The sequence below is a fragment of the Rhabdobacter roseus genome, from assembly GCF_014202275.1.
Taxonomy (GTDB): Bacteria; Bacteroidota; Bacteroidia; order Cytophagales; family Spirosomataceae; genus Rhabdobacter; species Rhabdobacter roseus.
The window spans coordinates 539343-565064 of the sequence record NZ_JACHGF010000002.1 but is presented as its reverse complement, the minus strand read 5'-3'; the positions used below and the strand labels follow the sequence as shown (position 1 = coordinate 565064).

18 protein-coding genes and 1 tRNA gene are annotated in these 25722 nt (G+C 53.9%); 5 read left to right on the top strand and 14 right to left on the bottom strand.

Annotation, left to right across the window (positions count from 1 at the left end; all coding sequences use genetic code 11):
* Positions 1–28: 28 nt before the first annotated feature.
* Positions 29–1660 carry a T9SS type A sorting domain-containing protein gene (locus tag HNQ92_RS07375; protein ID WP_184172703.1) on the bottom strand — a complete coding sequence of 544 codons (1632 nt, stop codon included), beginning with the start codon at positions 1658–1660 and terminating at the stop codon, positions 29–31.
* 108 nt (positions 1661–1768) lie between these two features.
* Between HNQ92_RS07375 and HNQ92_RS07370 the strand changes: the two genes are divergently transcribed.
* From HNQ92_RS07370 to HNQ92_RS07360, 3 genes are all read left to right on the top strand, one after another.
* On the top strand, positions 1769–2224 hold the full coding sequence (locus tag HNQ92_RS07370) for a hypothetical protein (protein WP_184172702.1): 456 nt from the start codon (positions 1769–1771) through the stop codon (positions 2222–2224).
* 87 nt (positions 2225–2311) lie between these two features.
* Positions 2312–3625: an MFS transporter gene (locus HNQ92_RS07365; protein ID WP_184172700.1), complete on the top strand. Its 1314-nt coding sequence runs from the start codon at positions 2312–2314 to the stop codon at positions 3623–3625.
* 19 nt (positions 3626–3644) lie between these two features.
* Positions 3645–3719 (top strand) — tRNA-Val (locus HNQ92_RS07360).
* 67 nt (positions 3720–3786) lie between these two features.
* On the opposite strand, the gene HNQ92_RS07355 is transcribed toward HNQ92_RS07360, so the two are convergent.
* The 13 genes from HNQ92_RS07355 to rpe all read right to left on the bottom strand — a co-directional run bounded on the left by HNQ92_RS07355 (position 3787) and on the right by rpe (position 22506).
* Positions 3787–5019: a DUF4344 domain-containing metallopeptidase gene (locus HNQ92_RS07355; RefSeq protein WP_184172697.1), complete on the bottom strand. Its 1233-nt coding sequence runs from the start codon at positions 5017–5019 to the stop codon at positions 3787–3789.
* Positions 5020–5193: 174 nt separating this feature from the next.
* Positions 5194–6216, bottom strand: coding sequence for an alginate O-acetyltransferase AlgX-related protein (locus tag HNQ92_RS07350; RefSeq protein WP_184172695.1), 1023 nt, complete (start codon positions 6214–6216; stop codon positions 5194–5196).
* A gap of 6 nt (positions 6217–6222) precedes the next feature.
* A complete protein-coding gene (locus tag HNQ92_RS07345; protein ID WP_184172693.1) occupies positions 6223–8907 on the bottom strand; it encodes a hypothetical protein in 2685 nt (894 codons plus the stop codon).
* Between the two features lie 5 nt (positions 8908–8912).
* A complete protein-coding gene (locus HNQ92_RS07340) occupies positions 8913–9662 on the bottom strand; it encodes a glycosyltransferase family 2 protein (protein WP_184172692.1) in 750 nt (249 codons plus the stop codon).
* Between the two features lie 75 nt (positions 9663–9737).
* A complete protein-coding gene (locus HNQ92_RS07335) occupies positions 9738–10844 on the bottom strand; it encodes an acyltransferase family protein (protein WP_184172690.1) in 1107 nt (368 codons plus the stop codon).
* Positions 10845–10851: 7 nt separating this feature from the next.
* On the bottom strand, positions 10852–12546 hold the full coding sequence (locus HNQ92_RS07330) for a hypothetical protein (RefSeq protein WP_184172688.1): 1695 nt from the start codon (positions 12544–12546) through the stop codon (positions 10852–10854).
* Positions 12543–13463, bottom strand: coding sequence for a transketolase family protein (locus HNQ92_RS07325; RefSeq protein WP_184172686.1), 921 nt, complete (start codon positions 13461–13463; stop codon positions 12543–12545). Before HNQ92_RS07325 ends, HNQ92_RS07330 begins: the two co-directional genes overlap by 4 nt.
* Entirely contained in the window at positions 13460–15454 is a 1995-nt protein-coding gene (locus HNQ92_RS07320; protein ID WP_184172684.1) for an NAD-dependent epimerase/dehydratase family protein, read from the bottom strand. Before HNQ92_RS07320 ends, HNQ92_RS07325 begins: the two co-directional genes overlap by 4 nt.
* A complete protein-coding gene (locus tag HNQ92_RS07315; RefSeq protein ID WP_184172682.1) occupies positions 15447–16283 on the bottom strand; it encodes a transketolase in 837 nt (278 codons plus the stop codon). Before HNQ92_RS07315 ends, HNQ92_RS07320 begins: the two co-directional genes overlap by 8 nt.
* A gap of 187 nt (positions 16284–16470) precedes the next feature.
* Positions 16471–18234: a glycosyltransferase family 39 protein gene (locus HNQ92_RS07310; RefSeq protein WP_184172681.1), complete on the bottom strand. Its 1764-nt coding sequence runs from the start codon at positions 18232–18234 to the stop codon at positions 16471–16473.
* A 62-nt stretch (positions 18235–18296) separates the two neighbouring features.
* Positions 18297–20342: an OmpA family protein gene (locus tag HNQ92_RS07305; RefSeq protein WP_184172680.1), complete on the bottom strand. Its 2046-nt coding sequence runs from the start codon at positions 20340–20342 to the stop codon at positions 18297–18299.
* A gap of 101 nt (positions 20343–20443) precedes the next feature.
* Positions 20444–21781 (bottom strand): apiosidase-like domain-containing protein, encoded by a 1338-nt coding sequence (locus HNQ92_RS07300; RefSeq protein WP_184172679.1) that lies wholly within the window; start codon positions 21779–21781, stop codon positions 20444–20446.
* A gap of 71 nt (positions 21782–21852) precedes the next feature.
* A complete protein-coding gene (rpe, locus tag HNQ92_RS07295; protein ID WP_184172678.1) occupies positions 21853–22506 on the bottom strand; it encodes a ribulose-phosphate 3-epimerase in 654 nt (217 codons plus the stop codon).
* 131 nt (positions 22507–22637) lie between these two features.
* Between rpe and ligA the strand changes: the two genes are divergently transcribed.
* Both ligA and dapA read left to right on the top strand, forming a co-directional pair.
* Entirely contained in the window at positions 22638–24728 is a 2091-nt protein-coding gene (gene ligA / locus HNQ92_RS07290; protein ID WP_184172677.1) for an NAD-dependent DNA ligase LigA, read from the top strand.
* A 74-nt stretch (positions 24729–24802) separates the two neighbouring features.
* Complete coding sequence (dapA, locus tag HNQ92_RS07285; RefSeq protein ID WP_184172676.1) at positions 24803–25696, top strand: 4-hydroxy-tetrahydrodipicolinate synthase; 894 nt, start codon at positions 24803–24805, stop codon at positions 25694–25696.
* Positions 25697–25722: the final 26 nt, after the last annotated feature.

Here is a 25722-nt window from a genome sequence, read left to right as displayed (position 1 = left end):
GGTCGTTTGGATGAAGTTGTTGGGTGGATCAGGGATTCACGATTAGTTTCCGGGAAATAGACTGGCTACCCTGGGTGAGTTTGACAATGTACATCCCCGCGGGCAACACGGGCAGGTCGAAGGGGTAGTTGATTTGATCTTTGTCAAAGAGAAAGGTTTCTCGCTGGAGCTGAATACCCGCTACGTTCCAGAGCGTGTACTCCACTTCGGTGCGGTCGATGAGGCCGCTCAGAAGTACCTCGATGGCCGACTGCGTGGGGTTGGGTACTACCAGCACCTCCGACAACGGCGACTCGCCCAGGTCAAACCGGCACAGAAATACCTCCCGGCCTTTCAGCACCAGCTCGCGCGACCACCCTGCGTGTGTAACGCGCAAAGGGGTATCTTGGTTTTCAGTAGCGAAGGGATTTTGGGCCGCGACCAGGATCTGGTTGCCTTTCACGACGCCCCGCCAAATGGGCGTACGCTGCTCCATGTCGTCGCGGGCCGAGCGCGGTGCTACCAGCTGGTAGTCACCCTCAAACATATCCGCGAAGCGCGACAGCCGGTAGAGGCCATAGATGAAGTGCTCGTAGGCGGCGTAGTTTTCCTGACGGGTATTTTCGAACATATTATTCTCCCATAACCACAGGCCTTTAGCCCCCGCCATGAACGGGAAAATAGCCGTGGCTTCGGCCACGAAGCTAGGAATCTGCGGGGCACCCGGATTGAAGCTGTCGTGGTAGCGCATCCACACAAAAGGTACCTGAGGCTTGTTGCTCCAGGCGCGGTTCACCTCGATCTGGAAAAGCAGATAAGAGAGGTAGTCCTTGCCCAGCGGATTATTATACTCGTAGAAGTAGTAGGGCGAAGGCGTCAGGAAATCCATTTTTTCGTAAAAACTACCCCCCACGCGGCCCGCGTCGTTTTGCATGAGGTAGTGCGTGCGGGCGGGGTTGGTGGTCCAGTCTGGCCAGCTGTTGGCCGTCACGTTGAGCCAAGTACCCCGTACGGGTACGTCGCTGTAGCTGCTGAGCTTGGTGTTGGGGTCAGGGTTGAGGCTTTCGTAGTATTGAATGGCCTCGGTGTAGCGCGCGCGGATGTCGCGCTTGTAGGTACTTAAAAACTCGGCGTCGGAGAGCTGGCGGTAGTTTTCCGGAATGCGCGGATCGGTTTTGAGCCGCAGGATGTCGCGGTCTTCGCGCTGCATCCGCTCCACATCCAGGCAGATGATGTCGGCCCTGGGCACGGCCTGGCCGCGGGAGTCGTCGAAGATATTGGCCAGGCCGCGCAGGTAGTTGGCCCAGTGGTTGCGGTAGAGGTCGGCGTCGTTGCCCCAGGGACTTTGCAGCCCTACCTCCGACCACGGCTGGCCGGAGCCATCGATGCTCGCGACGCTGTTCCAGAGCAGCGCCCGGTTTTTCACCGGCAGGGTACTTTCGGGTCCGCTGAAGTAGGCAATGTGGCTGAAGCCGTGCTTCAACGGAGCCGACTGGGTGTCGCCGAAGCGCGGACCGTTGTAAATGATCGTGAAGGGCAGGTTGAATTCCGGAAATTTATCCCACTCAATGGCGTTGGTTCCCGTGACGGGGGAGAGCACGAAGTCCGTTTGGCAGCCTTGGGCAAGTACCTCGTTGAGGCTGATTACCAGGATGCTAATTGCTAATAGCCGCTTTTTCATTCAGTAAATTTGCGTAAACGTTGACACGAATTGCCAAAACATATTCGTTACTTTGCAAAAGTCTTCAACAAAGTTGGGAATCCCTAATACATATCAACGCCTATTACCATGAAACGTTTTTTAAACTTCGCAACGATTTTTACGCTGTTGTGGCTAAGTACCGGTTGCGAGCGCAACAATCCCGAGCCGAACGCCAAGCTGACGCCCCAGGAGCGCACGCTCGTCAACTACCCCTGGCGCCTGGTGGATGTAACGGATGCCAACGGTAGGTCGATTCCGCAAAATCAGCTCAACCTGGAAACGCAGTTGATCTATCTTTTTGATATTCAGTTTTTTGAAAATAACATTACCAAAGCTCTGGATCGGGTATCGCGGCAGGTAATCAACGGAGGTACCTGGTACCTGGTGGAAGACGCCAAGGTACTTGACGTAGAGGTGAGCCAGTTTAAGGGCAAATTTGCCGTGGGTGAACTTTCCTCTTCCAAGCTTACTCTAAAAAATAAAGTACCCGTCAATGGAGTAGAGCAAGACGCCAACCTGGTCTTTCAGCCGGTGGTGCAGTAATTTTTTAAGGTACCTTATGTAGCACAGGCGGCGGAAATATTCCGCCGCTTTTTTTTATTTTGCGCAAAAAATACGTAACCCCGACTCATGCAAAAGAATAATCCGCGCACCATCAACGCCTGGTGTATGTACGACTGGGCCAACTCGGTCCACTCGCTGGTGATAGTGTCCAGTATCTTCCCGGTGTACTTCAGCGCCACGGCCCTCACCGAAAGCGGCAGCGACATGATTGATTTCCTGGGTTTTACGGTCAAAAATTCCGTCCTGTTTTCGTACAGTGTCTCGGCCTCCTTCCTAATTGTCGCCTTGCTCATCCCGTTTTGTACCGCCATTGCCGACTACACGGGCCGCAAGAAGTTTTTCATGAAGTTATTCTGCTACCTGGGAGCCGCCAGCTGCACCCTGCTTTTTTTCTTCACCCGCGAAACGCTCACCATTTCGGTGTTTGTGTTCATGTTGAGCTTGATTGGCTGGAGCGGCAGCATCGTTTTTTATAATTCGTTTTTACCCGAAATCGCCACTGAAGATAACTTCGACCGCTACAGCGCCCGGGGGTTTTCGCTGGGGTACCTGGGGAGCGTGCTGCTGCTGCTGACCAACCTCACGATGGTTCTCTTTCCCGAAAAGTACGGCATCACCGACAAGTCGCTGCCCGCCCGGATTTCGTTCCTGACGGTGGGCGTGTGGTGGGTACTTTTTGCGCAAATTCCGTTCAAGTACCTTCCTTCCAATACCTTTAACAAAAAGCCCGCGGGCCAGTGGCTGTTCAACGGCTTCCGGAAGTTGCGGAAGGTACTTGGTCAGTTGCAGTACCAAAGTAACCTGCGGAGGTACTTGCTGGCCTTTTTTGTGTTCAATATGGGCGTCCAGACCGTCATGTACGTGGCGACGATCTTCGGGGCCAACGAGCTGAAACTACCCGCGCAGAGCCTCATCGTGACGGTACTTTTGATCCAGTTGGTGGGTATCGTAGGCTCGTATTTCTTTTCGTTTTTGTCCAGCAAGCTGGGTAACATCTACGCCCTCATGATCGGCGTCACGGTCTGGATCGGGATCTGCACCGGGGCCTATTTTATCACCGAAGCCTCCGAATTTTACATCCTGGCGGCCTGCGTGGGCATGGTCATGGGCGGCATCCAGTCGCTCTCGCGGGCTACCTACTCCAAGCTCATTCCCGACGACACCGCCGACACGGCGTCCTACTTCAGTTTTTACGACGTCACTGAGAAAACCTCCCTCGTGATGGGTACTTTAGTGTACGGCTTGGTGGAGCAGCTGACGGGTAGTATGCGCAACAGCGTGCTGGCGCTGCTGCTTATTTTTGTGGTGGGTTTGGCGCTACTTTCGCGCATTCCTTCACAAAAAGTGTATCATTTTCGGTTGGACGCTACCAATAATTAGTATATTTGCAGCTGACAATAGGATGTTAGCTCAGTTGGTTCAGAGCGCCGCCTTGACAGGGCGGAGGTCAGCGGTTCGAGCCCGCTACGTCCTACTACTAAATTGAAATAAAGCCCTGTAAGCTATATGTTTACAGGGCTTTATTATTGGTTTTTTTCTATTCAAAACTCCACCACAATCCGCCCCGAGTGGTTAGCCGGGGGTACTTGGGTCGTTTGTTCAAATTTCAGGGCATTGACAAACTGGTGAATCACGGCCTCGGTAGCGACGGGGCACCGGCCGCGCGCCAGGCCGGGATTGGCGCTGGCCGAAACCAGCTCTCCCTGCGCATTGACCCGCACGTCATACACGCGCCGACCAGGCTCCCGCTTGGCGGAAAGAAAGGGGATTTCGTGGAGCGGATGCGACTTGATGCGCCAGTGCTCCATTTCCAGGCTCGTAAGCCGGTAGATCGGTATCGTAATGCTTTCGGGTTTTTCTACTTCTTCTTCGGAAGCCATCGAGAGCGCCTGCAAGGGCAGCGTTTTTTGCTGACGACTCAGGGCCGCCAGGCGATTTTCCCACTGCCGGGCTATCCGTTGGTATTCATCGGAGCTACTTTCAAAGCGGGTTTCGTCCAGCTTGTGCCGATTCTTGGGCGCACGGTTGTCGCCAATGGTACCTTCCTGCAAGGCCAGGTCCGGATAGGCCCCCGACAGGATTGAGCGAAGGCGGTAGTAACGGGCCAGATCCGGCGCGTAGGTGGCCGCCAGCTGTTCGTTGGCCCGGACGGGGCTTTGCTTCTTGGCCGACAACGCTTGCGTACGGTGGTACTTGGCCAGCAAGCCGTAGTGCAGCGGCCAAAAGTACTCATGCCCCGGATTGGCCGCTAAGCTCACCACCGCAAATTCATCCACGGCCTGAGCCTCCTTCCCGTCCAGTGGGTAGTTGAGCTGGTGAAGCAAGGCATTGCCCAACTCCTGGAGCAGCGGAACCAGCACGATTCCTTGTACTTTATGCACGTAATCTTTTGTGCCGGTTTTCTGCGTAAGTAGTTTCAAATGCTGATCGAGCCATTCGTAACAAATGGTGATCTGCCGGATGCTGGGGGTGTAGAAGGCATTTTCCACGCCGCAATCACAAATTAAGACCGGGATGTCGTGCTCGGGGGCGTAGGTGGCGTTGAGTTGATTTAGAAATGGGGTGAGGCCTTTCTCCACCGAAAGAAAAGAGGAAAGCTGCGGGGCCACCTGGCTGGTTTGAACGTGGAGCTTGATTTGCCCCTCCTGCTGCGCTTTGGCCATAAAACCCAGCCCGGCTAAGATCAGCGTTAGAAATGCCTTTTTCATAAAGAGATGAATATACGTAACGTCGAGGCGCTGAAAGTACTTGCTCTGCACGCGAGCGTAGAGCAAGTACTTTGAGTAGAGCAGCGTCTGAAATTAGTAACAAAAAACGGGCCACAATGTTGGTGAGGGTACTTTCGCGCTTGGTGATAAATAAAGACTCTACTAAGAAGCAAACGAAAGTGCTGGGTTCATTGAAACAAAGTACCCTGTTGTTATAGAAGACTTTACCGTGCCATGGTATTACGGGGTAGCGTCGGCCAGAATCAAAGCATTGACTTTGTCCAGCCAGAGGTACTGGGCGGGGCAGGTCCAGTGGGAGTCGCCGCGCAGGTACGACTGCTGCCCAAGCTGCCGAAAGTCGTGAAGTACATCGACGTAGGGTACCGGGAGCCGGGGGTGGGCGTATACCCGCTCGATGAGGCCGTTGTAGCGGCCGTAGGTAGGCATGAGCACCGAGGTTTTGTTAGGAATGATCGACAGAAGTACCTGGTCGAAACCCATTTTTCGGAACAAATCGACGCTAACTTGCAGGTTTTCTACCAGTAGGTCCACCTCCGAGTCGAGCAAGGTTTTGAAGGAAGAATTGATGAGGGTAGTGTCCGTGTCGAGGTAGTACACGATATCCTGCCCATCTTCTGAAATGGTCACTTTGTCGCTGGTCCGCCGGAAAAATGCGTAGGTAAACGCCGCTTTCCACTCCTTAAGGGCCAGGATGGGCGAGTACTTAAACAGCAAACTTTCGAGCCGATCTTCGGTTTGCAGTGCCGAAAAGGCATTGTCAATTTTGGGCATCAGGCGCGGGTCGCCCGGCGGTGGTACCACGAACGTAGCCGTGTCAGGAACCAGGGACGTGACGGGCTGGGCCAGAATTTGACGAAAATGCCGCTCTACGGATTCCAGCAATAGAATATTACGGGCCGTCGTATCCAACCTGAGGTGCAGGTAGTCGCTCCAATGTACGTACTGGTAGCGGTCTACCGGGAAGTCGTCGGCCCCCACCCGCTGCGCCTCAGTGAAGCTGTCACCAATGATGTACAAATGTATTTTTTTACTACCTGGGGGTACTTGGGGGGGCGTGTAGGCTTCACAATCCGACCGAAGGTCTTTGAAGTAAGGTAGGTTGGAGAGGCGATACAAGTCGCCGTACAGGTACTCGTCGGGTAGGATCCGCCATTGCCCCAGCTTTTGCATAATTACCCGGTTGCAACCCGCCAGCCAGATTACCGAAAACAGAAAGAGAAAAAGGTAACGGAGGTACTTCATGCGGCTTTATCGAAGTTTGATGGACCAAGTCTGGATTTTGTCTTGAGATCGACCAAAGATAAATAACTTGTAGTAGGGGGCCTGGTAGGTCACGCTCACCGGAATCTCCGAAGGGATCGGCTTATCGCCCAGCCGTCGGCCGGTCAGGTCGAAAACCGATGTGTACCCCCGGGAGCCAATGGTAATAAAACGGTTATCGACCCCAAAAAAGTGGTACTGGAGCTCGGCGTTGGGCTGTACATTTTTGATCTCGAAGAGCTCTTGTCCTTCCTTATTCAGGATGGCCGCCTTGTTGTCTGAGAGGCGCAGAATAAGCCAGTCGAGTGAATTTTTGTCGAACAACGTGCGGAAGCGGGAACTGGGCTCGGGACGAAGCAATTGCCGACGGGTGGTGATTTGCCCGTTCAGGTCAATCGTGATGAGCTCCCCCAGGGTACTTACACCCACCAGCTCGGGTTGGGCTGACGTGGCGTTTTGGGTCCAGGTGAAAGCGCCTTCCGCGCGGGTGAGGATGTCGGCGGGGAAGCCTGGCACCACCAGTCCTGATTCTTTCAGGAGAAAGATTTTTCCATTGCGCTGCGTAACGATGAAGAAGCGATTCCCTTGCAGGTTGAGCGACACCACCGGACGGCTGATGCTCTCAAAACGCACAAAACGGTTGATTTTACGGGGTACTTGGAATACCTGCTCCCACAGGTAAATGTCCTGGTTGGCATCTTGAACCACAAAGCGGCTGCTTCCCTCTTTGCCGCCTTCTACCCGGTAGAGCGCCTTAATGGGGCTCGCCGAAGGCAGCGTGGCGGTAAGGGTAGTTACCAGGTCGGCGTCGTCTTCGTCGAGGGTGTAGAGGCTGTTAGCGGTAGCGACGATCCGCTGCTGGCGACCAATGTTCAGGAAGTCGACTTTGAAGGCGGGCGTTACGATTTCTCCATCCAGCTGCGTAATGGATTCGGCCTCACCGGTTTTGAGATTATTGACCTTAAGTAGCTTATAGGTTTTGTCGGTTAGTAAAAGTTCCGAATTGCCATCGACGGGATTTTGCAAAGCCACGAGCAGCGAATCGTACATCACGGGCCACTCCACGTCCACGTTGAGGAAGGTTTTGTTCAGTACCTTGCTGGAGGTACGGCGCTTTTTGGGGTTCAGTATGAGTTCCGGGAAAGCCGTTTTTCCTTCAAACCGACATTGGTAAATCACGCTTTCGATCTCCGATGTCAGCTCGGCGTAAGACTTGGTACTTGCGCGCGCCAGCCCGGTCTTTGATTTTTGCAAGTTCAAGACCATCGAAAGCTGAGCCTGCGAGTCGGCCGTGGCCAGGAGGCTGTCGTATTCGGGAGACTGCTTCCAGGTGAGCTGGTTTTCGTAGTCAACCAGGTAGTTGCGTAAGGCCTGCGGGTTGTTACTCACCACCAGATACGGCTCCACGTAGGTCACGTAGCTCCGCGCAAAGCCCGTAAATAGATTTCCAAAAAGCGCCTGCGGAAGCTCAGGAATGGCCAAAGAGTAGAGATCATATCCCTGAAACTTATCCACTGCCACGCCGGACTCTGAAGTAGAGAGCTGGGCGAGTTTCTTGAGCAGCGGCCGAATTTTGTCGTAGTTGGAAAGCGTGACCAGAAGTACCTTGCCGTCGCTGACGCTGTTGCTCTCCTCCAGTTGGCACAGGATCACCTCCGGCCCTAGGTTGCGCAGTAGCTGGGTACTTTCTTTGCCCACGTAGTAGTTTACCTTGCTCCAGGCGGGCGAGGCGTACTGCTGGTGCCATTTCAGGTAGTTTACGCGGAAGGCCGCGCTGTCTTTGCTCGCTACCCGGTATAGGTAGGAGGTTTGCTGGGAAATATGGCTTTGGTGCCGAAAGGGCGCTCCGGCTTGTTTATCCAGCCAGCCCGTGAGGTAGTTTTGGTCTATATCACAGCCCAGCGACTTGAAGTGCAGCGCACCCGTCTTTTTGTCTACCTCCAGGTGGTAATCCTGGTAGGCGGGAAGTACCTGCGCAAAGTTGGCTAAGGACGGAGAAAAAGTGATGGGCAGCAAACCCGCAGATCCCGAAACGCGTTTTAGGTAGATACTCAGCGCATAGGGGGCATCATTGGAAAACTCAAACTTGGATTGCATCAAAAAGGACTTGATGCCGGAGCTCGACTCCCGCACCACGTCCTCGATCAGGTTGCCGTAATGGCTCAGAATGAGGTAGTCGTCCTTGACCAGGTAAGAAAAAAGCGAGCGGGAGTTGGCATCATTGATGTCCGTGATTCGGGCGCTTTGGTAGGTATGATGTAACATCCGGATGTCCGGATTCGGCGGATTTTCCAGCCAGCGCTTTTCGTTTTCGTTGGCAATCGGAATGTACATGATCACCCCCTGGCTGTTCCCGGTGCCCGGATGATAGGAAAAGGTAATGGTTTTACGAGCCAAAAAATTACGGATGGCGGTGGGGTCCGTAGCCAGCCAGTTGAGCAGCGTCAGATTATCGTTGGCCACATCCACGATGGGTAACGACTTCACGTCAATATTGGCTTCGGATACCACGAAACTGGAATCCTGGAGCCGGTCGCTGGTAATGACCGCCATCGCCGAGGCCGGAATGTACTGCCAGGCGGCCTGTGAGCGCCCCCACCACCTCAGCAGGTAGTACCCCGCTATGATCACGAGCAGTGCTACAAAAACGGGTGGGGCGTATTTCCTCAGCACAGCAATCAGTTTGTTGAGCGAATGGCTTTCACTTTGTCGTTGAGTTCCAGCCGGAAGCGCATGAGTTCTTTGAAACTACGTATACACACTTTCCAAAGGGTCCACTTCACGATCGAAACCTGGCCCGTCTCCCGATCTTTGTGGGTAATGGGAATATCCAGTAATTTTTGTCCCGCTTTCTTAGCCATCACCGACAGGAAAATATTGGGTGCAAAAGGCTCAGGATTGGGTAGTTGGTCCATGAGTTTTTGCAGGAAAGTACCCTTAATGAGCCTAAAGGGAATATTGCTGTCTAGAATGTAGGTACCGTAAATGGAAGAAATGGTATTACGCAGAAATTTGGTAATAAAAAGCCGAACGCCCGCGTCGTGCCGTACCTGCCGGTAGCCCAGAATAAAGTCAGACTCCTGGCGTCTGGACCAGAGCTTGTCGAAGTCGTCGGTGATGAATTGGTCGTCACTGTCGGTCTGAAACACGTACTCGGAGTTTAATTCAAGGGCCTTGCGGTAGCCGTGAACGACCGCATTGCCGTGTCCGCCGTTTTTCTGATGCACCACCGTAAGGCGGGAATTGGTTTGTTTTATACGATCCAGCAACTCGCCGGTGCGGTCTTTGGAGCCGTCGTTGATGACAATGAGGGTGGTGGGTTGTCCGGGAAATTTCTTTGCTAAAAAATCTGTCCAGTTTTCAACTACTTTTTCGATGCAATCCTGCTCGTTATATGCGGGCATTACGATGCTCAGTACAAAGGTCATGTAAGTGTTGTAAGTTAACTAATTGGGGCAAAATTAATAAATAGGACGTAGTTTGTACGGTAGATTTTTTTTTATTTAGCGAGCGTACCGATCCTTCAGCTGGTTAATGGGTTTTTCGATCAAATGCCAGGACAAAGACGCTACCAATACCGTAAGTAAAAAAAAGTACGCCACTTCAAATACGACAACGCCCTTGAGCGCCGGGATGTACTGATGAATTTTGTGCAATAGCCGTAGCGTGGGGTGGCCCGCCTGAGTATGGTAGTGATTGTACACAAAGTTGTGGTAGAGGTATAGTCCGTAGCTGATCTTGCCCAGGTAGTTGCTGACCGGATTTTCCAGAAACCAGCGCATCCCGCCCTCAAAACCTACCACCGCCTTGCCAATGAGGAAGAAGCAAAACAGCGAACCAAACAGGCGCTCCCACACATCATTGGCCACGTTATGTACCTCCACGAAGGTCTTTGACCAGTATACCACCAGCACCCACGATGCTAACCCAAGCCAAACCCACAGAGGGTTGCGAAATAGTTTGACAAAGAAGTCTTTACGCTGAAGCTGCATCCAGGCCATAAGGCCGCCCAGTCCGAAGGAGTCGAGACAGGTGGGGGTACTTACGTAGTTGACCATCCAGTCGAACCCGGCCCGGTAAAAAATAGCCCGAAGTACTACGCTACTTACTACCATGGTGATGAACAACGGGATCAGCCAGCGCCTGGGAATAAAAAAAATAACAAACGGGAAAAAGATGTAAAACTGCTCTTCTACGGCCAGTGACCAGAAGTGGTCGATCGTTCCCATCCAGCTCTGGTTGACGGCAATGTAGATATTCGTCGCGTACAGGACAATCCAGGCAATGGTATCCCGCACGGGCGGCTCGTCGAGGAGGTACAGGACAAAAACGGTGATGTAATAAATGGGGAAAATGCGTAGGGTTCTTCGAATGAAAAATTTTCGAAGGTACGTACCCAGCCCGCCCGGCTGGCCCAGGGTTTTGTCCCGGCTGGTGATTAGTATCCGGGTGATGAGGAACCCACTGAGCACAAAAAAAAGCGTGACGCCCAAAGGCCCGAACGGAATGGTGTTTACGTCGGCCATCAGGTGATCTCCCAGTACTAGGCCCACGGCGACAAAGCGCAGTCCATCCAGTTGAATAAGGTACCCGTTTGCTGTTGTACGCATGTTTAAATTACCAATTCGTGCGAATGCTTTTCTGAGGTGTGGCCACGCTTGTGATCGAATCTTTACTAAAATAGACGCCCGTGCGGCTGCCCTGCTGCCACGCCAGGCCAACGGCGTAGCGCCCTGGTTCCAGCTCGCTGTGGGGGATTTCTACCTGATAGCCGGGCGCAAAGTACTGTTGATGCAGAAACAACTGCTTGCGGTTGGTGTTACGCCTGCGGTAGGTAGGGTAGATGTAGTACCGCTGCCGGGAGCTTAGTACCACGTACACGCCGCTATCTTGTAAGCGCTGGCTATTGAACGTACTCTGAGAAACAAGCAGTGCGTCTTTCTGGGGGGTAAAGGTGGTACTTTCCCAGAGCTGGAGCATGCCGTTGGTATTGCCTGCAAAGGACTGGCGGTGGGCCGCTCGCAGGAGGGGTACCCATTGATCATAAAGCAACGGCGTTTTCGCGACCAGGTTACCCGCCAGGCTGGTATCGGTCTGTGGCTTTAACTCTTTATCCGGGTAGGTCCAATTGAACTGATTTGTGGTCTGAAACTTACGGAAATTGAAGGCATCGACCAAGTGGTAGTGGTAGCTAAAGACGCTGTACATAGCATTCAGAAGTACAATGCCCGATACATAGGGTGAGAGAAAACTACCCCGGATCGGGATGACAATGTAGAGATACGCAATCAACAGCAACAAAAACGAGTAGGGCTTGTAGCGGCTGGTCAGCAGTACTTCCAGGCCGAAGCCCGCCCGGCCATTGACTACGATCACGGCCGTACCCAAAATGAACAGCAAAGTACCCAGGCAGAAAAGATCGGTAGCCCGGGAAAAATCCTGATCATACCGGTTGCGGAGGAGCCGAAAGGCCGTAGTCAGGGCAATGGAAAGAGCCACCAGGAAAAGAACAGTGCCCAGGCCGACGCTCCAGCCGAGGTGGTCTTTCACGGGGAAAGCTTCCGCAAAGGAGCCCAAAAAAGCCATGTACCCTTTCAGCAAGGCCCCAAACGTAGCCTTCGATTCGGGGTTATAGGCGGGTTTCTGGTAGGTACTAAAGTAGAGGTAGGCGTACAGGCCGCTCGTCACCAGCCAGGCCACCAACCGCTTGCCTTCTTTGGAAAGTAGCAGGAGCAAAGCCCCAATGGGCAGCACCAGCAAGCCGTTGCCGCTGGTAAGGAGGGTCAGACCGGCCAGGGGCAGAGCCAGCAGAAAAAAAACCAACCGACGCGAAACCACCAGATAAAGAGTCCAAACCAGCAGGCTAACGACGCCAAAGTTTTGAACGGCCGACATGCCCCAGTACATGTTTTCCCAGTGGGCTAAGGTGAGCCAGAGAAACGGTACCGGCAGCAGGGTATAAAAGGGCTTTTGGTTGCGGTGTAAAAGTACCCACCACAAACCAATGACACCCACCAAAAGGAGGTTGCCCGCCAGCATGAGATGCCTGAAATTAAGGCTACCCATTAAGGCATAGTCCCACCAGGCTAGCAGCCGCGTGAGCACAATGCGGTGCTCGTTGTGCTGCCGGAAGAGAGCGGCCCATTTAGCCTGCCAGTTGGGGGCTTGAAGGTACTCTACGAGAAAAGCTTTTAGGGCGTGATCATCCCACTTAGGCACATTGACGGCATAGTAATTCCATACCCAGAAGTAAATCACCAGGGGTAGTAGGAGTGTCAGGCCGACCAGTAGGGTAAGCGCCCGTTGGGTCATGCGGTTTTCAGTAAATAGTGCAGCCGTTGGGCCAGGTACTCGGCGTCCAGGCCCGACTCCCGCTGGTGATACGCCTGGCTGCCATAGTTGCCGTTGGGGTATCCTTCGGCCTTCAGGCTGGCAAAGGAGCTGATTTTTACGCCTTTTTCGAGCAGCTGTACCGACAGTTGCTGCGCCAGGCCACCGATACTCACGTGCTCTTCGGCCACCAGTACCTGTGGAGCAGCCTGGACCAGCTGCAGGATGTCATCGTTGAGCTGCAAAGGAAAGTAAAGCGCCGAAATCACATTTACGTGGGCTTGTAACGCTTCGTTTTGGCTCAGCGCCAACAGCACGTTGTTAGCAATAGGCCCCAGCGCAAAGACTGTGATCCCGGCACCCGGTGCCTCATGAAGTACCTTGAAGGAGCCCGACTGGTAGCTGCTCGGTGGGCAAGTACGGCCAGCTCCGAGCCGCAGGTAAGCAGGGCGGGCTTCGGCTACTATTTGTTGAAGTACGGGCTCTACCTCATCCGAGAAACCAGGTACCCAAGCTTTTACATTTTGCATGCTACTGAGGCAGGCAAGGTCTTCGAGGGCGTGGTGGCTGCTCCCCATGATGCCGTAGCCGTAGCCGCCGCCGTTCCCTACCAGGAAAACGGGTAAGTTGTGGAAGCAAACGTCATTTCGGAACTGCTCCAGGCAGCGGTATACCACAAAAGGGGCAATGCTGTAACAAAATACTTTGAAGCCTTTGTAGGCCAAACCGGCCGCTACACCTACCATGTTCTGCTCGGCTACGCCGGCGTTGATGAAGCGATCACCCAGGAGGTCCCGGAGGTTTTCGAAGGCGCTGTAACCCAGGTCACCCGTTATAAACAGGACGGATTCATCCTGAGTGGCTAGCTGTTCTATGGTGGCAGAAAATTCTTTTCTCATTTTCGGAGTTGTTTTACCAGCGTCCGGATTTCATCGGCCGACCGGTACGTTTTGGGACCGCGCCGAATGCGGGTACGGATAAACTTCGGTCTTTTCTTGGTCTCTTCAAAAATCTTGGCAATATATTCTCCCAGGAAGGAAATACCCAGAATCGTGAGGCCGCCGAAGAAGACAATCAAAACAATGACCGTACTGATGCCCCGAGGCGTATCGGGGAAGAACAGAAACTTGGCCAGGATCTGCCAGACGATCCCCAGAATGGATAGACCCGTGAGGGCGAATCCGGCGTAGCTCATCAGCTCTAGCGGAGCAAAGCTAAACGAAAAGATGGCCTTCTTAGCCCACCAGATGTTCTTGGTCCAGTTGTTGGTCGATACGCCAAACATCCGCTCGGGCCGCACGTAAGGTACCCCCGTTTGCTTAAAACCCACCCAGGCCCGCAGGCCGCGCAAAAACTGCTCTGTTTCGGGCAGATCCACCAGCTCTTTCACCACTTTTCGGTCGATCATCGAGAAGTCGCCCGCGTCTCTAGGAATGGGGACGTAGCTGAGCCCTTGGAACAATTTATAAAAAGATTTATAGAAAAAATGAATGTGGGGTTTCATTTCGCGTTGTACCCGCACGCCGTAGACCACGTCGTAGCCTTCGATCCATTTTTCGTAAAAACCGGGGATGATTTCGGGGGGGTCTTGCAGGTCACCGTCCATGAGCACCACGGCGTCGCCGGTTGCAATCTCCATCCCACTCAGGAAAGCCGACTGGGAGCCAAAGTTGCGGGAGTGGCTGATGCCGATGACGTTAGGGTCCCGCTCGCAGATAGCGTCGATCACTTCTTCCTGGTTGTCGGGTGAGTTGTCGTTTACAAAAATAATCTCATACCGTACTTTCAGCTCGTTGAAGGTCTTCACGAGGCGGTCGTACATGTACGGGATCGCCTGGGCGTCGCGGTAGCAGGCAATGATGGCCGTGATGACCGGGTTGAGCTTGGGGTTTTCGAAGGCCGGGATGATGGTACTTTCGTAACTGACGTTATCCTGCCAGTTTTTGGTTTTAGTGAGTCCCTCTTCCAGGCTGGTACGCGCCTGCCAGCCCAGGTCGCGCTGGATAGCCGTAGGGTCTCCGTACCAATCGGCCAGGTCCCACTTGCGGTTGTCCATGCTACCCCACTGGGGTACTTGTTCAATTCCAAACTGCGCGCGGGCTACGTCTACCAAATCACCAATCGTGGTTTTATGACCCGTAGCCACGTTGTATGATTTCCCCGAAATGCCCTCGTGAACGTTCAGTGCCGCGTCCAGGAAAGCCTCCACGCAGTCGTCCACAAACAGAAAGTCCCGGCTAATATCGGGCGAAACCAGGGACGGCAGCCGCCCCTGCCGGGCGTTTTCGATCAGGCGAGGTACCAGGCGGTCGGGTTCTTCCCAGTAGCCGTAGATGGAATACAAGCGCAAGTTCAGGGTACTTAGGCCGTGCAGGCGAGCGTAGTACTCCAGCAGGTAAGCCGCCGACACCTTCGATACCGCGTAGTGGCTGTTAGGCTCCACCCGGTCTTCTTCGCTCGGAGCGGTGCAGTTAAAGCCGTATTCCGAGCTACTTCCGGCGTGAATGTATACGTTTTCCTTCGTGCAGTTTTGCAGAATATTCACCGTCCCGATGACGTTCGTCTCGTAGGTTAGGTTTACGTTATTCTGCTTGCTGTACGCGCCATAGGCCGCCAGGTTGAAGAGCGTTCGGGGTTGGTACTGATTAAAGACTTCCCGCACGGAATGGCCCGAAAGAATATCGCAATGGATGATGTTTTCAAAGGGTACTTTCAGGAGCTTGAGCCGCCAGGCTTTGGTAGCGTCGTGGGTGAGCGCGTAGCAATCCTTTCGTACTTTAAATATTTCGTTAAAAAGATTGGCTCCGATGAATCCGCTGGCGCCAAAAACAAAAATAGGGCCTTTTAACTGAGCTATTTTATCCTGATAGTGCGGTACAAGGTCAGACATTCTCAAGTTGTTCAATTAGGTATCGTTCCGTTATTTCCCGCGTGGCGGCCTGGTACTGGGCGGGGTTCATGGGTAGGTAGTGCCATTCCAGTTTATTTTCCATGTATGATACTCCTTTGCCTTTGGTTGTTTGGGCAATGATGGCTTTGGGTAGCCCATTTTTCTGGGTTTTCAGGTACTTTACCGTTTCGGATATAGCCCGAATGTCATGCCCGTCAACCTCAACGGTTTCGAAGCCAATGGCGCGCCATTTCTCGGCCGAAGCCGTGTCGCCAAGTACCTGATCGGTGGAGCCGAAGCCTTGCAGGCCGTTCTTGTCGATGATCATCAGGAGGTTGTCCAGGCGGTGCTGCAAGGCGTAGTGGGCGGCTTCCCAGGTGGTACCTTCGTTGGTTTCCCCGTCGGACATGAGTACGTAGGCGTAGCTGTCTTCCCGGCTGATGCGCGCCGCGTGGGCAACGCCCGTACCGATGGGCAGGCCGTGCCCCAACGAGCCCGTAGCAAAGGGAATGCCCTTGTACTGGCCGGGGGCCGGGTGGGCGGGCAGCGAGGTACCATCCAGGTAGTAGGTGGTCAGGTCCTCGTCGGTAATTTCTCCCAGCCAGTTTAGGCAGGCGTAGAGGGAGGCCGCCGCGTGGCCTTTGGACAAAATGAATGTGTCCAGCTCGGCTTTTTCCAGCAACAGGACGGCGATCATGAGGTCAATGCAGCTCAGTGAACACCCAATGTGCCCGGCGTGGGCCTGGTGGTAAAGCTCCAGTATTTTCAGACGCAACGTTCCACTGATTGGGTGTGGATTTTGCAGAATTTCTTCTTTGGATATTTTCATAGCTAGCCTTCTAAGTACGAACCAAATCCGGCGCGGCTTGGGAAAAGAGCTCTTTCTGAGTAAGGTAGTCCCAAGCTTAGGTTCTTGTATGCGATTGGATAATCGGGTCTATTCAATTACAAAGTAAAGATCAAAATTGCATTATTTCGTTCAATAGTCCAGAATCTTATTAATCGGCCCCGCTGGCTTAGTACCTAACTCCCCTTAGGTTCACCAGGCTAAGGCTATCCCCCCGCCCCGCGCGCTTCATCACTATTTTATCGGTTTGGGTGGTATCCATGGCCTGAATGTAGTGAGCATCCTTGGGTAAGTACAGGTTGGTCAGCTGGGCGTCCTGCACCGAATACGGTAGAAACGTGCGATCCATTTCCGACACCAGCTCGATGCGCGGTGCCGGGTAAAAGATGGTGTCGCCGGGCTGGTAGTTTTTCTTGATCAACTGGGCCGCTTCGTAGTACGGATTGGTGCGGCGCGGAATGGCGTAGTAGTTGTACTTGACGGAGCGGTCCTGGTAAAATTCCACCAAACGGGTACTTACAAAATACAGTTGAATGCCCATAAGCAGGAAGAAAGGTACCTTGAAGTCGCGCGGGGCGAAACTACCTATGTATAGTATCAGTAAGCTTAGGAGCAAAATAACGTACGGAAAGGAAAAACCCGAGTACCGTTGTGTGAGCCCGTACGTATGCCCATTTTTAAACGACATCACGATCAGAAATAAAGTAGGTACCAGGGCCATGAGGTACAGCAGCCAAAGCCGCTGCCGCTGCAGGGCATCCGCCCGACGATGTACCTGTGGAAGCAACAAAAGCGCCCAGATACTTATCGAAAGAATAGCGAATTGAAGCGGGTGATTGGAATAAAAAAAGGCACTCAGCAGCAAAAGTGCCGCAGGTACCGTACGTTGAATAGCTTCCGGTTGTTTCCAGCGGCTCCGCGTATAGTACCAAAGTGCCAAAATTACCCCCACCGAAACGGACACAACTACGTTTTTCTTGCCTTCGAGGGCGTCGGTAAGGCCGTTGGTGAAGAGCACCAAGTCCGAAAAAATGGGTAATGATTTAAGGAAAACATTGGGTAGCGTAGCGGGAAGTATAATTCCAAAAGGGTTATCAAAAGGCCGGGTTTTGGCCATTTCACGGTAGAGGTCGGCCTGGTAGGCCAGCGTCCGGAGGGTCCACACACCGCCGCCCAGGGTCATCCACCAAACTAGGCCCGAGAGCGCCAAAGTACCCGCCACGGCCATCCGCACCCAGCCAGCTACATTTCTTAAATACAGCAGCGCGTACAGCCCGTGTACCAGCAGGACCGTCGCCGCCAGAAAGTGCGACAGCAAACTTAGCCCTACTGCCAGTATGTACCCGGCATAAAGCAGGTAGTTTCGCTTTTTATCGTTTTCGTTTTCAATAATTTGTAAAAAAAAGTAGGTAGCCAGCAATGCCAAAAAAAACGTGAGGGAGTAGTTGCGGGCCTGGTGGCTATACGCAATAAAAAACGGCTCGATGGCTACAAGCGCGGCCGACAATAAGGCTGGTTTTTCGCCAAAAAAACGACGGGCAAAAAGGTACATTACAACCATGATGCCAATACTGAAAAGAACCGAAAACGCGCGCGCCGCAAAATCAGAGAGCCCGAAGAGCTCCATCCAGCCGTGCAGCAGCAGGTAGTAAAAAGGGCTGTTGCCGATGTCGCTGCGGGTCATGGCCTCGTAGTAGTCGGCCAGGGCTTTGGGTTGCCAGAAATCCTGAGGAGTAAAGGTACTTTTCGTAAAAACGTCTTTTTGATTGGCACCTTCGAGCACTATCCCCTGGCTAACAACCAGGGTACTTTTCTCGTCGAAGAAAATACTGTAGGTATCCAGGCGGTAAAATCGTAGTGCGGTACCAAGCAGAAGGATCAGCAGTAAAGGAAGCCATGAGCGTGTACTTCCGGCCCTCGTAAAATAGCTCATCAATGGGTTTTTGTCGTATAGATGGGCCAAAATTACGCTAATTTCCCGAGAAAGGAATTTTTTTAGATTTTCAGAATCGTGAATTCTACCCGTCGGTTCCACTGGCGGGTTTGCTCGGTCAGGTTGCTGGAAATGGGCTTGGCGGGTCCCCAGGCTTTGGTTTGGATGCGGGAATGCTCAATACCTTTGCCGATGAGGTACTTTTTTACTTCAATGACCCGGTCTTCCGAAAGCTTCACGTTCTTTTGCCAGTCGCCCTGGTTGTCGGTATGTCCTTCCAGCAGAATCTCCATCGTAGCGTACTCCTTGAGCATGCTCACGATGCGGTCCAGCTCGGGGAAGGACGACTTGATCACCGTTGGGCTACTTTGCTCAAACATGATCTGGTTGAGCCGGATACGCTGGCCTTCCTTGATGGGTTGCAGGTAAATGTTTTTACGAATGGTCCGAAAATTATTTTCGCGCGAGAGGTCGATCTCCTCCGTAACGGGGAAAAATCCCGCCCGGCTGGCCGTGAGCCGGTAGGTGTCTTTGAGGGGAAGAATGAGCTTGAACTCGCCGGTTTCGGGATCGAACTGAATTTTGCTGAATTCTTCGTTGGTACTTTTAATGTCGGTTACGAGCTCAGAGCTAACCTGTAGGTTGCTCTCAGAATCATACACGCTGCCCGACACGATGGCCACCGGCTCGGGCTTGATGGCCGGAAACAGCCGGATTCGAAAAATATCCTCGTCGCCGAGCGAATTTTCCATGGAGCTCAAGTAAGCGTAGTCGCCGGAAGCCGGTATGGTAAAGTACCCGTCCCACTGGGGCGTGTTGATGATGGGCCCCAGGTTTTCGGGCTCCGACCAGTTGGTCCAGGTGTCGTCCAGCCGCCGCGACACGAAGATGTCGCCCTTGCCATAGCCGCTGTAGCCAGCGCTGGTGTAGTAGAGGGTTTTGTTGTCAGAAGCAATGAAGGGCGAGCCTTCGTAGTCGGCGGTGTTGAGTACCGCCCCCATGTTTTTGGGCTCCGACCAGGAATCGTCCGCCCGCAGAAACGACACGTACAAATCCTTGTTGCCCTGGGTATCGCGGCGCTGTACAGAAAGTACCATTACATTACCCTTCGGCGAAACGGCAAATTCGGTGAAGTTTCCTTTGTGCTCGTTGTAGTGGTTGGTGATCCGTACTTCCTTCGGGAAAGACCAGCCGTCGCGCACCCGGTTGGATTTGGAGAGGCCGTTGACCATGCTGCCGTCAGGCCGGTACACATTGATGAGGTACACCGTTTTGCCGTCGGGCGAGATACCCGTCATGGCGTTGTCGCCTTCGTTATTAATGGGTGCATTCAGGTTCACGGCCTCGGTCCAGTTCCCGGCGTTGTCCAGGGTCGATACCCACACATCCTGCTTGCTCGGTGAGCCGATGTTGCCCGCAAACTTGCTTCGGGTAAAGTACAGCGTTTTACCGTCGGGCGAAATCACCGGCGCTACCTCCTGCCCCTTGCTGTTGATCACCTTGCCCATATTCTCCTTTTGCAGGTCTTTGGGCGCGTCGGCCGAGATACGGATGGTAGCCTGGATGGGCGTTTTGCCGTCAGAAATTCCGATGGCGTCGAGTTGGTTGAAGCCCGAAATGCGGCTGGGCAGCAAAACAACCTTGATCGCGTTGGCGGTAATACCAAGGCTGTCGGGCGGGTACAGGTTGAGCATTTTGCCCGTTTCGCGGAGCGGCGGGGCCGTATTTTCCAGTACCAGGAACTCTTTCCCGGCTTCGTCGTAGGCGTACACGCGCACAATGGCTCCCGCGTTGAAGTTTTCGGCAATGGCTACCTGGCGCAAAGGCAACGCTTTCTCAAAACCTACTTTGATCCACTCTTCGTTGGTGGAGTTGGGTTGCGCGGGCGACCAGGCGCAAGGGCTGTCGCCGACATCGGGTAGTTTGTTGGGAATTCCCAGGATCTGGATGGCGCGGTACTCCTGTCCGTACTGGCCCGGACGGTATTCGGATGAGTAGCCCAGTACTTTGCTGGCCCAAAGTACCTGCTGCGCACGAGCCTGGCCGTTGATAAAAACCAGTAAAATATAAAGCGTAGTAAACCTCAGTATTTGAATACTCTTTCGCATGAAACAACAATTACAACAACCCGTATCCTGAATCAATAAAGTGTTTGTTCAACCAAATTTCCCTATCGCTCCGAGGGGAATTTACGCTTTTTACTAAAAAATCAATGGGGCGCGGTGCCAATGATCAGTACCCAGTCCCAGTCGGGGCGGAGGTCAGGGGGAGCCAGGCTTACCACCGGCTGCGCGGGAAATTGTCCCGCCAGCCAGCGCTTGCCCGTGCGCGGGCTGTACCACACCGCGTTGAAGCGGTTTCCGTTCAGTTCGCTTAAATGTACGTCAATTTCCCGGGCGGAGGGTAAGTACAAGGCAGCCATTTTCCGGTTGGACAAAAAACTACCCAGGATATAGTCCTCACTGCCCCAGTAGGCTTGCCCTTTCTGAACCAGCTCGCAAGACGTATCGGGCCGCATCATTTCCCAGGGCAGCCCCCGCAGGGTAGCATAAAAATGCTTCAAATCGTCGGCTCCTTCCAGCAGCATTAATTTTTTCCAGTCGGGCGGAAAGCGACATACCTGGCTTCCGTAACAATAGCCCACTCCGCCTCCCAGCACCGACCAGTAAGCCTGCCTACGTACCCGATGGGCCGTAGCGGAGGTTTCGTCCTCCTGCCCAAAATCTGCCCAAAGCCGGGGTGGTGCGTGACCTTCCTCGTCGAGGGCTTGGGCGTACAGCGGAAGTACCTCGGCAGGGCCGATCGCGGGCGGGTCTGGTTCGTAAGTTACGTACATGCTAAAATCGCGCCATTTTTTGGTCGAAAGCGATTCAGGAAACACGGGGGAGGTAGTTAAGGACATGATCAGCTGCCGCGGGGCAGCTTGCTTCAGACTTTCGGCCAGAGCCGCTTGGATAGGTACTTCTGCCCCTTCTTCGTCGGCATCCTCATTCAAAATCCAAAGCACGTTGGGGTACTTGGCAAAGCGTTTGCCCAGGTAGGCACCGTACGCGCGGTTACTCGTTTTGCCGTTTTGGTACTGTACTTCCAGCCAGTCTTGGCCGTATTTTTCTAACCAGCCGGGGGCTAGTCCCACCTGCATGTTTCGGCTCTGTGCTGCTTTGATTATCCTTTCCACGTAGTCGAAGTAAGCCGGATTGGGCGTGCTGAAATTTTCCTTTTTCAGAAACGGTTTTTGGCCGTAAAAATTTTTTCCGCTGGGGGTAGGAGGGAGCAGATGTATAAAGACCGTATTGAACGCCTGCTTCTTGCGCGTATCCAGGTAGTGGAGGGCGTCTTCGAAGCTTACTTTGCTCAGCAACTGCCAGCCAGCATCGGCCAGGAGCAGAAAAGGCCGCTTGGTTTTGTCTACGAGGTAAGTACTGTCTGACGAAACCCGCAGGGGGTAGTGATAAAGTGGGAAGGCCTGCGGGGTACCTTGCCTGGGGGCCAGGGCGGTACTTACTGCCAGCAGACAACCCAGCGCGATCCATTTTTTAGAGGCCATAGGGTACATGAGCTAAGTACTGTTTATTCGGGGTTTAAGAGTTTATGCGCTCCCTCCGTACCTACCTCCCTCTAACGCGTTTTTTTCTTCAAATCGGCAATTGTTGCTTCGGGGTCCGGGGCGCTGAACACAAAGTTGCCTGCTACCAGTACATCGGCGCCGGCCTGGCTCAGCAGGGCAGCATTCTGGGCATTCACACCCCCATCGATCTCGATTAGGAAATCGGCTTCGCTTGCCTGACGCAGGGCCGCGAGCCTTTCTACCTTACGGTACGTGTTCTCGATGAATTTTTGCCCGCCAAAACCCGGATTAACGGACATCACCAGCACCAGCGCCAGATCGGGCAAAATCTCCGAAAGTACCTCCACGGGCGTGTGCGGGTTCAGGGCGACGCCCGGCCGGGCACCCAGCTCCCGGATGCGCTGCACGGTACGGTGCAGGTGCGTGCAGGCTTCGTAGTGCACCGTCAGGATGTGCGCCCCGGCTGTACGGAACGCCTCCAGGTACCTGTCCGGATCTACGATCATGAGGTGGACGTCCAGCGGCTTGGTGGCGTGCCGGTGGGCGGCTTCGCACACGGGTATGCCGAACGAAATATTGGGTACAAAAAGACCATCCATGATGTCGACGTGTACGTAGTCGGCCTCGCTGCGGTTGATCATTTCGAGGTCGCGCTGGAGGTTGGCGAAGTCGGCCGCCAGGATGGAAGGAGCAATCATAGACATGCGGGTAGAATGAGTAAGTATGCTTATTTTTGAACGAAAATAGGTAATTATTGCGCAAAATAGGTACTTGACGCCAGGAAGTACCTCCATGCACGTACGAAACTGACTCATTCTCAAATACAACCTTCTTTATGACGCCCGAGCAGCAAATTAAGGATCTGACCGATAAATTAAATTATTACAACCACCGCTACTACCAGGAAAGCGTGTCGGAAATCTCCGACCAAGAGTTTGACTTCCTGCTCAAAGAGCTCATCCGGCTCGAAGAAATGTACCCCGAGCTCAAGACGTCCGACTCGCCCACGCAGCGGGTAGGGGGTACCATCAGCAAAGAATTCCCAACGGTATACCACAGGTACCCCATGCAGTCGCTGGACAATACCTATAGCGAGCAGGAAATGCGCAACTTTGACGAGCGCGTGCGGAAAGGCCTGGAGGAAGGCGAAGCCTACGAGTACATCTGTGAACTGAAATTCGACGGCATTTCCCTGAGCTTTACCTACGAGGAAGGTACTTTGGTGCGCGGCGTGACGCGCGGCGACGGTACCCGCGGCGACGACATTACGCACAACATCAAGACCATCCGGACGCTCCCCCTGCGCATCCGCGACACCCAGGTACCTGCGGTGTTTGAGGTGCGGGGCGAGGGTTTCATGCCGTACAGTTCCTTTGAAAAATTAAATACCGAACTCGAAATAGCGGGTGATCCGCCCTACGCCAACCCACGCAACGCCGCCTCGGGGGCTTTTAAGTTGCAGGATTCGGCCGAGGCCGCCCGCCGCGGATTGGACTGCTACCTTTATTCGTTCCTGAGCGACGAGACTATTTTCGAATCGCACGAAGAAAGCCTGCTGGCCCTGAAAGAGTGGGGCTTTCATGTGTCGCCGGGCTGGGCCAAGTGCGCCAGCATCGAGGAGGTACTTGAGTACATACATCGCTGGGAACAAAAGCGCTTCGAGCTACCCCTGGCTACCGACGGCATCGTGGTCAAGGTCAATTCGTACGCCCAGCAGCGGGAGCTGGGAAGTACCGCCAAAAGTCCGCGTTGGGCTATTTCGTTTAAATACAAAGCCGAAAACAAACCCGCGCTGCTCCGGGGTGTGGTGTTTCAGGTAGGACGTACGGGAGCCGTCACGCCCGTGGCCAACCTCAGTGCTCTGGACGAACGCGCCAAATCTTACGAACGCGCCCGGGGGGTCCATTTGTCAGGTACCTACGTGAAGCGCGCTACCCTCCACAACGCCAACGAGATCGAGCGGCTGGGGCTGGAGGTAGGGGATGTAGTATTTGTGGAAAAAAGCGGGGAGATCATCCCCAAAATCACGGGCGTGGATACCAGCCAGCGGGGTATGTTCGTGACGCAGCCGATCACCTTCCCCACCCAGTGCCCCGAATGCGGCACGCCGCTGATCCGAAAAGAGGGCGAAGTGGCCTACTACTGCCCCGACGACAAGGGCTGCCCGCCCCAGCTGCGCGGCAAGATCGAGCATTTTATTCACCGCAAAGCCATGAACATCGACAGCCTGGGCGAGGGAAAAATTGAACTTCTCTTTGACAAAGGACTCGTGCGCGACCCCGCCGACCTCTATGACCTCACCTACGACGATTTGCTGGGCCTGGAAAAGGTACTTGTAAACGAAGAGACGGGGAAGGAAAAGAAAATTAGCTTCCGGGAAAAAACCGTGGAGAATATCCTGAAAGGCATCGAGCGCTCGCGGCAGGTACCTTTCAAAAATTTGCTCTTTGCGCTGGGCATCCGGTACGTGGGCGCCACGGTGGCCGAAAAGCTGGCTACCTACTTCCGGAGTATGGACCAGCTACAAAATGCCAGCATCGAAAGCCTACTGGGGGTACCCGAAATCGGCGGGCGCATTGCGCAGAGTGTGCGCGAGTACTTCGACGATGAAAACAACCAGGTACTGATCAACCGGCTGCGGGCGGCGGGGCTTAAGTTCGAGACCGACGACCAGCCCGTGGTGGCCGAAAGTACCCTGCTTGAAGGCAAGAGCTTCGTGATTTCGGGGGTGTTCCGAAACTTTGAGCGGGAAGAGCTGCGGGCCAAGATCGAAGCCAACGGCGGGAGAATCCTGAGCGGCGTTTCGGCCAAGCTCAACTACCTGCTGGCGGGCGACAACATGGGGCCTTCCAAGCTGGAAAAAGCCCGCCGACTGGGGGTGACGATCCTGTCGGAAGAAGAATTCGTAGGAATGTTGGAGAGCTAGCCGCGAAAACCCGCCAAGGTACTTACCTTTGCAGCCAATTGTAGAAGTACTTAACCAATTTTGATCATTCTGACATGGCGTTGGACGAACGTTTTAAAGGTGTGGGTGTAGCCCTGGTTACCCCCTTTGACGAGCACCACAATATTGATTACGACGGATTACAAAAACTCATTGAATTTGTGTCGGAAGGGGGCGTGAACTACCTCGTGGTGCAAGGTACCACCGGCGAAACGCCCACGACCTCGCCGGACGAGAAAAAGGCGTTGCTGGAATTTACCAAGCAGCACAATACAAAGGGGCTCCCCATCATCTACGGCTGCGGCGGTAACAACACCCGGGCGGTACTTCAAGGGCTTATCGACACCGATTTTAGCGGCGTGGACGCCATCCTGTCGGTTTGTCCGTTTTATAATAAACCTTCCCAGGCGGGCATTATTGCGCACTTTACGGCCATTGCCGACACCTCGCCCGTACCGGTGATCATCTACAATGTACCTGGGCGCACGGTGGTAAACATGAAGCCCGAGACCATCCTGGAGCTGGCCCAGCACCGCAACATCATCGGGGTCAAGGACGCGTCCAGCAGCCTGGAGCAGGCCATGGAGATTGCCTGGAAAGCACCCAAGGATTTTCTGCTGCTCTCGGGCGACGACAACCTCGTGACGCCCATGATCAGCGTGGGCTGGCACGGCGTGATTTCGGTCATTGCCAACGCGTTCCCCCGCGAGTTTACTGATTTGACCTGGCACGCCCTCGAAGGCCGCTTTGCCGAAGCCGCCGCTCTGCAGTTTTCCTTCCTGGATTTTGACCGTCTGCTGTACGCAGAGTCCAATCCGGTGGGAATCAAGAAATGCCTGGAAATAAAAAATGTATGCAGCTCGGAGGTACGTTTGCCCCTGGTGAAAGCCACTGACAACCTAGGTGAAGAACTCAAAGCGGCCATGATCCGGGAAGGATTTTTAGGCTGATTTTTTAAAAATACTTTTTGATACTC

Bases quoted from the DNA above. Each gene is read 5' to 3' on its own strand.
- HNQ92_RS07330 (WP_184172688.1), bottom strand. From the start codon at position 12,546: ATGACCCAACGGGCGCTTACCCTACTGGTCGGCCTGACACTCCTACTA.
- HNQ92_RS07365 (WP_184172700.1), top strand. From the start codon at position 2,312: ATGCAAAAGAATAATCCGCGCACCATCAACGCCTGGTGTATGTACGAC.
- HNQ92_RS07375 (WP_184172703.1), bottom strand. From the start codon at position 1,660: ATGAAAAAGCGGCTATTAGCAATTAGCATCCTGGTAATCAGCCTCAAC.
- rpe (WP_184172678.1), bottom strand. From the start codon at position 22,506: ATGTCTATGATTGCTCCTTCCATCCTGGCGGCCGACTTCGCCAACCTC.
- dapA (WP_184172676.1), top strand. From the start codon at position 24,803: ATGGCGTTGGACGAACGTTTTAAAGGTGTGGGTGTAGCCCTGGTTACC.
- HNQ92_RS07315 (WP_184172682.1), bottom strand. From the start codon at position 16,283: ATGAAAATATCCAAAGAAGAAATTCTGCAAAATCCACACCCAATCAGT.
- HNQ92_RS07350 (WP_184172695.1), bottom strand. From the start codon at position 6,216: ATGAAGTACCTCCGTTACCTTTTTCTCTTTCTGTTTTCGGTAATCTGG.
- HNQ92_RS07300 (WP_184172679.1), bottom strand. From the start codon at position 21,781: ATGGCCTCTAAAAAATGGATCGCGCTGGGTTGTCTGCTGGCAGTAAGT.
- ligA (WP_184172677.1), top strand. From the start codon at position 22,638: ATGACGCCCGAGCAGCAAATTAAGGATCTGACCGATAAATTAAATTAT.
- HNQ92_RS07370 (WP_184172702.1), top strand. From the start codon at position 1,769: ATGAAACGTTTTTTAAACTTCGCAACGATTTTTACGCTGTTGTGGCTA.
- HNQ92_RS07305 (WP_184172680.1), bottom strand. From the start codon at position 20,342: ATGCGAAAGAGTATTCAAATACTGAGGTTTACTACGCTTTATATTTTA.
- HNQ92_RS07325 (WP_184172686.1), bottom strand. From the start codon at position 13,463: ATGAGAAAAGAATTTTCTGCCACCATAGAACAGCTAGCCACTCAGGAT.
- HNQ92_RS07310 (WP_184172681.1), bottom strand. From the start codon at position 18,234: ATGAGCTATTTTACGAGGGCCGGAAGTACACGCTCATGGCTTCCTTTA.
- HNQ92_RS07320 (WP_184172684.1), bottom strand. From the start codon at position 15,454: ATGTCTGACCTTGTACCGCACTATCAGGATAAAATAGCTCAGTTAAAA.
- HNQ92_RS07340 (WP_184172692.1), bottom strand. From the start codon at position 9,662: ATGACCTTTGTACTGAGCATCGTAATGCCCGCATATAACGAGCAGGAT.
- HNQ92_RS07335 (WP_184172690.1), bottom strand. From the start codon at position 10,844: ATGCGTACAACAGCAAACGGGTACCTTATTCAACTGGATGGACTGCGC.